This window comes from Christensenella sp. (genome assembly GCF_034927525.1).
In the GTDB taxonomy this organism is placed as follows: Bacteria; Bacillota; Clostridia; order Christensenellales; family Christensenellaceae; genus Christensenella.
In genome coordinates this window covers 1-7,513 of record NZ_JAYFPU010000215.1, presented here as the reverse complement: position 1 = coordinate 7,513, position 7,513 = coordinate 1, and the positions used below count along the sequence as shown (strand labels likewise).

The window sequence follows — 7,513 nt, the reverse complement described above, 5'->3', positions numbered from 1 at the left end:
ATAGCGAATGGTGCGCATATTGAATTCTTCTGCCAGAGTCTGCAGCTCACAATTTCCGTTGCGCGCGCACGTCAGGCACTCGCGGTCATGGTTCGAGAGCAGCAGGTCAAGGCTTACTTTTCTTGCTTTGAGCACCTTTTCCGACGAAGTCAGGACCTCCATGCCTTCCGCAACAGGAAGCACGCAGGACGCTTGCAGATTCGGGTTGCCTACCACCTCAACGAGGCAGATACGGCATGCGCCGATCGCATTCACGCCTTTTAAGTAGCAAAGCGTAGGAATGTCTATATTTGCTTTTCTGGCAGCGTCAAGCACGGACATATTGTCCGGCGCTTCCACTTTAATGCCATCTATTGTCAATGAAACCATATCACATTATCCCCCTTCTTATCTCTTGATCGCGGCAAACTTACATTTATCCACGCAGGCGCCGCACTTGATGCACTTATCCGGATCGATATGATACGGCTGCTTCTTTTCGCCTGTGATAGCGTCGGACGGACAAACCCTTGCGCACATACCACAGCCGATGCACTTTCCAGGAATGATCTCGTAAACAAGCAACTGCTGGCACTGGCCCGCGGGACAGCGCTTGTCATAGATATGCGCTTCATACTCGTCCCTGAAATATTTGATCGTGGAAAGAACCGGGTTTGGCGCTGTTTTACCAAGGCCGCACAACGCGCCTGCCTTGATGCTTTCGCCAAGCTCGATCAGTTTCTCGATATCTCCCGGCTTACCTTTGCCATCCGTGATACGCTCGAGTATCTCCAGCATACGCTTGGTACCGATACGGCAGGGTGGACATTTGCCGCACGACTCGTCTACCGTGAAATCCAGAAAGAATTTCGCTACGTCGACCATACAGTTGTCTTCATCCATAACGATCAGTCCGCCCGAGCCCATCATGGAACCAATGGACATCAGCGTATCGTAATCGATTTTCAAATCAAGGTGCTCCGCCGGGATACAGCCGCCCGAAGGGCCGCCTGTCTGCGCAGCCTTGAACTTTTTGCCGTCCGGGATACCGCCGCCGATCTCATAAATGACCTCGCGTAGCGTTGTTCCCATCGGGATTTCCACCAAGCCTGTATTGTTGATCTTACCACCCAGCGCAAATACCTTTGTGCCATTGGATTTTTACGTACCCATCGACGCAAACCATTCCGCACCCTTTAAGATGATCTGCGGGATATTTGCCAATGTTTCTACGTTATTGATAATCGTCGGTTTGCCGAACAATCCTTTGTTCGCCGGGAACGGCGGTTTGGGTCTCGGCTCGCCGCGGCGGCCTTCAATGGATTCCATCAGTGCCGTTTCCTCACCGCATACAAACGCGCCCGCACCGAGGCGGATCTCGATATCAAAATTAAAATCTGCGTCGAATATCTTTTCGCCGAGCAGGCCGTATTCCTTCGCCTGATCGATCGCGATCTGCAAACGTTTTACAGCAATCGGATATTCCGCGCGTACATACACATAACCGGTATCTGAACCGATCGCGTACCCCGCGATCGCCATCGCTTCAATAACGGCATGCGGATCGCCTTCCAGAACGGAACGATCCATAAACGCGCCCGGGTCTCCCTCGTCCGCATTACAGATCACATATTTTTTGTCACCCTTTGCATCAGCGCCAAACTGCCATTTCAGGCCGGTCGGGAATCCACCGCCACCACGGCCTCTAAGCCCTGACTGCTTGATAATGTCGATCACTTCCTGCGGCGTTTTCTCGGTCAGGCAAATTCCAAGAGCCTTATAACCGTCAAAAGCGATGTATTCATCGATCACTTCGGGATCGATCACACCGCAATTCCTGAGAGCCACACGATTTTGTTTTTTATAAAATTCGATATCGTCAAGCGTCGTCGCGACTTCGCTTGTATCTTCTTCCTTATGCAAAAGACGTTCTACGATACGTCCCTTCAAAAGATGCTCCTCGACGATCTCGTCAACATCTTCCGGTTTCACCCTGCTGTAAAAAGAACCTTCCGGATAGACTATAACGATCGGGCCTGCTTCGCACAGACCAAAACAACCGGTTCTTACTACTTTGACTTCCTTTTCCAATCCGTGTGCACTGAGACCGCTTTCGAACTTATCGATGATCTCAGACGATCCGGAAGATGTACATCCGGTTCCTCCGCACACGAGCACATGCGAGCGATAAAAATCCATTTACCTGTTAACCTCCCCAAATTCTGTCACTTAAGCGTTATTCTGTTCTGCATACCCAATCGTATATTCCGTAACAATCCGGCCGTTAACGATATGCTCTGCAATGACCTTCTTTGCTTTTTCCGGCGTCATTTTAACATAGGTTACTTTTTCCTGTCCCGGTAAAAAGACTTCCGCGATCGGCTCTAAGCGGCACACACCGATACAACCGGTTTGTGATACCGATACGTCGCCTAGGCTGCGCGTTGCGACTTCGTCAACAAACGCCTGCAATACCGGACGCGCACCCGCCGCGATACCGCATGTAGCCATACCAACCACAATACGTTTGTCTGCGTCGTTTTTACGAACGTCGACCTTGTCTTGCATTTTCTTTCTGATTGCTTCCAGTTCCTGAAGTGATTTCATTACCTCTCCCTTTTAGTAGCCCGTCTATGCCTGGATGTTGCTGCCGACATATCTTCCGGCTGCCGTTTCTTTTTTCGGCGAACGGCGTACCGTAATCATTCAAAACACAAGCCGCTTTCGCGGCTTATATTGTCCCATTGATCACATAGTGAAAAAAAAGACAATTCATACTTTTTTATTATACCAACATACCAAAGCGAACGCAACCAGTTTTGTGAAAAATTAACCATATTATTAATTTGAAGTCGCAGTTCTGTTCCGGTGTTTTTTTAATCCGGCAATACAACTTTTTTCCGGCCTGTAGTTGAATCGCATCTGTTTGCAGGATATAATAGCCCCAACACACCAAAGCAAGGAGACAATGACCATGAAATTCGGTATCAGCTCTTATGTATTTACCTCCCCCTTCGGCAGCGACCCATATGGTCAATTCAAAAAAGCCAAAGACCTTGGATTCGATATTTACGAGATCGCCGTCGAGGATTTTTCTTTCATAGATGTCAATAAAATCTGTGACGCAAAGCAACAGACCGGCATCGATCTATCCTCTATGTGCGGCGCTTTTGGGGAGAAAAACGATATCTCCTCCGAAAACAGCGAATACAGAAAAGCCGGTGTACAATATTTAAGAGACCTCGTAGACCTTGCCGTCGCTATTGATGCAAAGGTCGTCGCCGGTCCTATGTATGCTTCCGTTGGTAAGGCGCGTATGACCACGCCTTCCGAAAAAGCGCAACAGTGGTCATGGGCAGTTGAGAATATGAAGATTGCCGCCGACTATGCCGGAGAAAACGGCGTGCGTCTTGCGATCGAGCCGCTTAACCGCTTTGAAACAGATTTCATCAATACCGTAGAGCAAGGTCTCGAACTGATCGACCGTATTGGCACGGACAATATCGGTTTTCTGCTGGATACCTTTCATATGAACATCGAAGAATCTAATATCCCCGCTGCGATCCGTGCTGCCAAAGGCAAGATATTTGATTTCCATACGTGCAGCAATACGCGTGGTACGCCGGGCGAAGATAACTTTGACTGGACAGCGATCAGCGATGCGATTGCAGATGCGGGTTACGACGATTATTGCACCATAGAATCCTTTACGCCTGACTGTGTTGCGATCGCTAAGGCCGCCTCCCTGTGGCGGCCGCTGGCCGAGTCGCCTGAAGCGTTGGCACAAAACGGCCTCGCCTTTTTAAAAAGTGTATTCCAATAGCATTACAACAAAAAAAGCAGGCGATCAGCCTGCTTTTTACTTTGTTCCTCATTTAGAAATCAGTATATTCCGGTTTGAACATCTCGTCAAGATTTTCCCTGAGCCATAACGATACATCAGGCATATCAAGAGGCACGTCGTTGCCAAGCGCTTCCCTTACTTCCCGCGTATCCAGAACATCCTGTGCGCCGTCCACAATGACCGTGACCAGAAAATCGATATCGGGATTGCTGACGATCAATGTATGCATCGTACCTGCAAAATCCCCGATGGGCGGCCTGTCCAGATGATCAAGCCCATACGTGGCCTGCAGCGCTGTACCTACACCCTCTGTGGAATCGATACAAAATTCCCCGCCCGACGCCTGTGTCCCGGCTTGAAACAATGAGATGCCCAACCCGACCCTGCGCGTCGTGCGCGTCGTTACAAACGGGCTTGTGACCTGTGCAAGCATTTCCTTGCTCATCCCTCGTCCGTTGTCCCTGATCGCTATAGAAATCATATTGTTCGCATACTGGATGTCCAGACTTACCTCGATCAGCGTTGCATCCGCTGTGATCGAATTCTGGACGATATCCATAATATGCAGTGAAATCTCTTTCATTGGCGTGCCCGCAAAAAAGCGTTACTGTTTTTTTCTGTAAATATCCAGTATCCCTGGGATATCTTCCGGCTTCAATCTGCCGTATACCTGATCATCGATCATAATAACCGGAGCGAGGCCACAGCATCCAAGGCAGCGCGTCGCTTCAAGCGTAAACAATCTGTCGGGCGTCGTATCTCCGGGCGGTACCTGTAGATCATCTGCCAGCGCATTGAGCACGCCGTCAGCTTTCTTTACATAGCAAGCGGTACCCATGCATACGCCGATCACATGCTTACCCTTAGGCTCTAATGCAAACTGCGAATAAAATGTGGCTACGCCATAAACGTCCGTCATGGGAATGCCCATCTCCTCTGCAATAAAGTGCTGCACCTCAAACGGCAGCGATCCAAAAGCCTCCTGCGCCTTCTGCATGATCGGCATCAGCGGACCCGGTTTTTCCTTCATTTCACTGATATAAACCTTTAGCTCATCGTATTTTGCCTGATTCTCTGCTGTGTTGGTCATCGAAAAGTGCCTCCTTCATCATCCAAACCCTTAATTTTTGCAAGTCAATCCTCACATGAAACTAATTTTACCATATTATCAATCCCATTGCACTACTTTTGTGAATTTATACACACAATTTTTTCAGAATGGCTGAAACTGTATTTTCATCTACTTCGATCGTGTTCTCGGCCTCTGCAATCTGCCACAGATTATGCGCATCAGAGGAATATATCTTCTGAAAGCCGGAAATATCGTTTGTGATCGCAAGTCCTTTGACGACTTCTATCGTTTTAAATTTCAGTTGCGGCGGAAAAAAGCCAAGATTCGCCAAAACCGAATTCGCGCCCTTATTGATATGCGCCGGTATAGCATAACCGCCGTATTCCTTTATGCGCGCACAACATTCGTCCATGTCAAAGGGCAGCGCAGAAATCAACAGCTTGTCCATACGGCCGATCACTTCGTCGTTCTCGTCCATAATAAGCTGTTCCCCAAAGAAATCCGGCTTGTTGGGGATGTCCGGCAAAGCTTCATATACCATATCTCCGAATACAAACGCCGTATCCACATCTTCAAAGAGAGCCAGTACATGCACTTCCTCTGCTGTCGTCATCTCCATGCCGGGCAAAAACGTGATGCTCGCTTCCTGCGCGATCTTCGCCGCCGCAGGAAGATTTTTTGTACTGTTATGGTCACACACCGCGATCGCATCAAGCCCTTTTAGCTTTGCCATATTGATGATATTGTTGGGTGTCATATCGTTTTCCGCACATGGCGACAACGCGGAATGTATGTGAAAATCATAGGTAAGCTGCATGGAATTATTGCCCAATACCAAGCTTGCACAGGCCACAGCACAGCGCGTACGATGTTTGTGCGGAAGAATAGATCACGATGCCTTCTTCCTTTGCCTTGTCGATCGTTGGCTGTGGTACTTCGATCCCTTCCGGGACGATCACACACGCAAAATCGTGCAGGCAGGCGACAGCTACCACGTTCAGGTGCGTTTGTACGGTGATCCATGCCATCCCCGCTTCCCCGCGAGCCATCACCCAGCTCAGCAGGTCGCAAACGCAGCCATCCGTCACCTCAGCGCTCTCATTGATGCCCTCAGTCAATAACTTAAGTCCCAGTTCCTTTGCCAATTGCGCATTTGTCATTCTTCTTCTCCATCCCCTCTTATCTTGTCCTTGCTGGCAAGATCTACCATTTCCTCTGCCAGATAGCGAACCTTTTCCTTTAGTATGAATACACAGTCCATTTCTGTCGCGTGTCCCCTTACGATGTCCTCCGCAAGCGCACGGCAGCTCGGCGCACCGCAACTGCCGCAGTCCATACCGGGCAATTTTTCAAGCAGCTCGTCGATCTGCTGTATCTTTTGCAGCGCCACCATCCTGTCGTCGTCAAGCTTCATAACGTCAAGCGGCTCAATCGTCTTCACTGTCGACGCAACACCGTCCTGCGCATAAACCTCGGCATGATCTTCCACGTTCTGATCAAGTCCTACCGCGTCACAGATCGTGTTAACGCGCGACTGTGCCACAAACGAGCTTTCAAACACTAACGGGCCGCCCACACAGCCGCCGATACACGCAAGTCCTTCAAAATAATCGAGGTCCTTGAGCTTGTCATTCTCAATGTCCTCAAGCGCACGCGCAACGTTTGCAATGCCGTCCACAGAAAGCGCGTTTTTTTCACCGATCGCAAAAACCTCGCCCCCGCTATTGGCCCAGCCAATTCCTTTGGCAGTAGCTTTTTCTCCCTCAAAGTGTCTTGTCTCCGCTCCCTTTAGCTGCCCCGCCAGAAGCCCGTACACCTCAAGAATAGAGATTGCCCCGTCCACATCGCTTTTTTCCTTGGCAAGAGGAGATTTAATGCTCGTCATTTTCGCCGGACACGGCGTAATAAAATATGCGCCGATCTCTGAAATATCGACATTGTTTTTCTTTGCAAATTCTTCCTTTGCAACCTTGGCCGCGACCTCTACCGGCGCGTCTACATTGACGACATTATCGAGCAGCTCCGGAAAATTGACCTGAATGAGCCGTACGACCGCCGGACAGGCAGAAGATATCAACGGACGCTTGTCCCGCTTCCTCAATTCCTCGGCAATCGCTTTTGAGCATATTTCCGCGCCGCGCGCTACTTCAAACACATCGTCAAATCCCATCGACTTCAGCGCCGTCAAAACACGCCCCACGCGGTCTGCGCCGTCGAGCATTTTAAATTGCGCATACAGCGCCGGTGCCGGAAGCGCGATCTTGTACTTGAAATTGTTGATACTGGAAAGCGGGTCCGTCACGGCGTTTTTGGCATGATACGGACAAACGCGGATGCACTCGCCGCAGTCGATGCAGCGCTCCGCCAATATCTTTGCTTTTCCCTTTTGCACACGGATCGCTTCCGTTGGGCATCGCTTGATACAATTGGTACATCCGGAGCACTTTTCTTTTTCCAAACGCACCGAATGAAAATACTTTTCCATAATATTCCTCGTCTCAGAGTACAGCGCACTACATCAAAAACTTAAGCGTCAGCTTGGTTCCTGCCGGACTGGATTCAATATTCATGTTGTCACTGTTTTTATTGATATTAGAGAGCCCCATGCCCGCGCCAAA

At 49.6% G+C, this 7,513-nt stretch carries 8 protein-coding genes and 1 pseudogene; 1 reads left to right on the top strand and 8 read right to left on the bottom strand.

All coding sequences use genetic code 11. The features are described 5' to 3' along the window. The 3 genes and pseudogenes from VB081_RS09025 to VB081_RS09015 all read right to left on the bottom strand — a co-directional run. On the bottom strand, positions 1 to 369 hold a 369-nt coding region (locus VB081_RS09025), incomplete at its 3' end, for a 2Fe-2S iron-sulfur cluster-binding protein (RefSeq protein ID WP_323400496.1). A gap of 18 nt (positions 370 to 387) precedes the next feature. Beyond that, positions 388 to 2,178, bottom strand: a pseudogene (gene nuoF, locus VB081_RS15030) (NADH-quinone oxidoreductase subunit NuoF). Between the two features lie 30 nt (positions 2,179 to 2,208). Continuing rightward, the gene (locus VB081_RS09015; RefSeq protein ID WP_323400495.1) at positions 2,209 to 2,586 is read right to left on the bottom strand and encodes a (2Fe-2S) ferredoxin domain-containing protein; all 378 of its coding nucleotides are present in this window, start codon (positions 2,584 to 2,586) and stop codon (positions 2,209 to 2,211) included. Positions 2,587 to 2,953: 367 nt separating this feature from the next. Here VB081_RS09015 and VB081_RS09010 point away from each other — a divergent pair, with 367 nt between their 5' ends. Further along, positions 2,954 to 3,802 carry a sugar phosphate isomerase/epimerase family protein gene (locus VB081_RS09010; RefSeq protein WP_323400494.1) on the top strand — a complete coding sequence of 283 codons (849 nt, stop codon included), beginning with the start codon at positions 2,954 to 2,956 and terminating at the stop codon, positions 3,800 to 3,802. Positions 3,803 to 3,854: 52 nt separating this feature from the next. On the opposite strand, the gene VB081_RS09005 is transcribed toward VB081_RS09010, so the two are convergent. The 5 genes from VB081_RS09005 to VB081_RS08985 all read right to left on the bottom strand — a co-directional run bounded on the left by VB081_RS09005 (position 3,855) and on the right by VB081_RS08985 (position 7,380). After that, positions 3,855 to 4,406, bottom strand: coding sequence for an ATP-binding protein (locus VB081_RS09005; RefSeq protein ID WP_323400493.1), 552 nt, complete (start codon positions 4,404 to 4,406; stop codon positions 3,855 to 3,857). A gap of 21 nt (positions 4,407 to 4,427) precedes the next feature. Continuing rightward, complete coding sequence (nuoE, locus tag VB081_RS09000; RefSeq protein WP_323400492.1) at positions 4,428 to 4,913, bottom strand: NADH-quinone oxidoreductase subunit NuoE; 486 nt, start codon at positions 4,911 to 4,913, stop codon at positions 4,428 to 4,430. Positions 4,914 to 5,019: 106 nt separating this feature from the next. Next, positions 5,020 to 5,712 (bottom strand): PHP domain-containing protein, encoded by a 693-nt coding sequence (locus tag VB081_RS08995; protein ID WP_323400491.1) that lies wholly within the window; start codon positions 5,710 to 5,712, stop codon positions 5,020 to 5,022. A gap of 4 nt (positions 5,713 to 5,716) precedes the next feature. Continuing rightward, positions 5,717 to 6,055 (bottom strand): AraC family transcriptional regulator, encoded by a 339-nt coding sequence (locus VB081_RS08990; RefSeq protein ID WP_323400490.1) that lies wholly within the window; start codon positions 6,053 to 6,055, stop codon positions 5,717 to 5,719. Continuing rightward, on the bottom strand, positions 6,052 to 7,380 hold the full coding sequence (locus tag VB081_RS08985; protein WP_323400489.1) for a [Fe-Fe] hydrogenase large subunit C-terminal domain-containing protein: 1,329 nt from the start codon (positions 7,378 to 7,380) through the stop codon (positions 6,052 to 6,054). Before VB081_RS08985 ends, VB081_RS08990 begins: the two co-directional genes overlap by 4 nt. Positions 7,381 to 7,513: the final 133 nt, after the last annotated feature.

What these genes read in the sequence shown, in the direction of transcription:
- VB081_RS09015 (WP_323400495.1), bottom strand. Translation starts at nt 2,586, where the DNA reads ATGAAATCACTTCAGGAACTGGAAGCAATCAGAAAGAAAATGCAAGAC.
- VB081_RS09010 (WP_323400494.1), top strand. Translation starts at nt 2,954, where the DNA reads ATGAAATTCGGTATCAGCTCTTATGTATTTACCTCCCCCTTCGGCAGC.
- VB081_RS09005 (WP_323400493.1), bottom strand. Translation starts at nt 4,406, where the DNA reads ATGAAAGAGATTTCACTGCATATTATGGATATCGTCCAGAATTCGATC.
- nuoE (WP_323400492.1), bottom strand. Translation starts at nt 4,913, where the DNA reads ATGACCAACACAGCAGAGAATCAGGCAAAATACGATGAGCTAAAGGTT.
- VB081_RS08995 (WP_323400491.1), bottom strand. Translation starts at nt 5,712, where the DNA reads ATGCAGCTTACCTATGATTTTCACATACATTCCGCGTTGTCGCCATGT.
- VB081_RS08990 (WP_323400490.1), bottom strand. Translation starts at nt 6,055, where the DNA reads ATGACAAATGCGCAATTGGCAAAGGAACTGGGACTTAAGTTATTGACT.
- VB081_RS08985 (WP_323400489.1), bottom strand. Translation starts at nt 7,380, where the DNA reads ATGGAAAAGTATTTTCATTCGGTGCGTTTGGAAAAAGAAAAGTGCTCC.